The 1043-nt window shown below is 61.6% G+C and carries 1 protein-coding gene; it reads right to left on the bottom strand.

The genetic code is table 11. From position 1 onward, the window contains the following. Positions 1 to 258: 258 nt before the first annotated feature. Positions 259 to 1043 (bottom strand): IS110 family RNA-guided transposase (locus AC5ZFO_RS48050; protein ID WP_496124273.1); only part of this gene is annotated, 785 nt, incomplete at its 5' end.

The following is a 1043-nucleotide window of genomic DNA, read 5'->3' as shown; positions in this document are numbered from 1 at the left end:
CTCATCTGTGGACGCCCCGCCAGATGCAAGCGGTTTTTGAGGAAGATTGGCACGTAGTCGGATGCTGCCATCTGTCCGGCCTCTGATGCAGCGATGGAGCTGCGGGCCTGTATGGGAGTTCGCGGACCGGAACCAAATCATAAATGCGTGCTCTAGGCACGATGAGTACATCTGGTTCTTCCGGCCCCGTCTCGCCGACTGTTGCGCCATACCCTCCTTCGACCGACTACACCTCTGACGACCTCGGGCCCACCAAGATCACGCCTTGGCTGCGACCGGAGCCCTGTAATTTTCCTGCTTTACAAGTAGCGCCCAGACGATCCGCGCCATCTTGTTGGCGAGCGCGATGGTCACCAGCATGCGCGGTTTGCGAGCCAGCATCTGTTCGAGCCACGAACCCCTTGGCGCGCCGCGTTTGCTTGCCTGTTGCACGACCGCGCTGCTGCCGATGATGAGGAGGCGCCTGAGCGTGCGTTCGCCCATCTTGGATGTCGCACCGAGCTTCTGCTTGCCGCCTGTCGATCTTTGAAGAGGCGTGAGACCCAACCAAGCGGCGAAGTCACGGCCTTTGGCAAAGGTCTCGGCCGGCGGTGCTAGAGCGGCGATCGCGGTGGCGGAGATTGGGCCAACGCCGGGAACGGTCATTAGCCGGCGTGATACTTCGTCCTCGCGAGCACGTCGCGCGATTTCCTGGTCGAGGTCCGCGACCTTGCCATTGAGGTCGGTCAGCAGGTCCAACATCAATCGGAACATGGCGTGGGCCGCTTTGGGGAGCGAGCTGGCCATCTCTTCTTCCTCGATCAGGTCGGTAAGCATCGTCACGTGCGACGGCCCCTTAGGTGCGACCCATCCATATTCAGTGAGGTGTCCCCGGATCGCGTTGATGAGCTGCGTTCGCTGCCGCACTAACAGGTCACGGGTCCGAAACACCAGACCCGCCGCCTGTTGCTGTTCGCTCTTCACGGCCACGAACCGCATGCTCGGCCGCTGCGCTGCTTCGCAGATCGCCTCGGCATCGATCGCGTCATTCTTTTGCCGCTTCA

The organism is Bradyrhizobium sp. Unk1, assembly GCF_059512345.1.
This window is presented reverse-complemented; position numbering and strand designations above follow the sequence as displayed.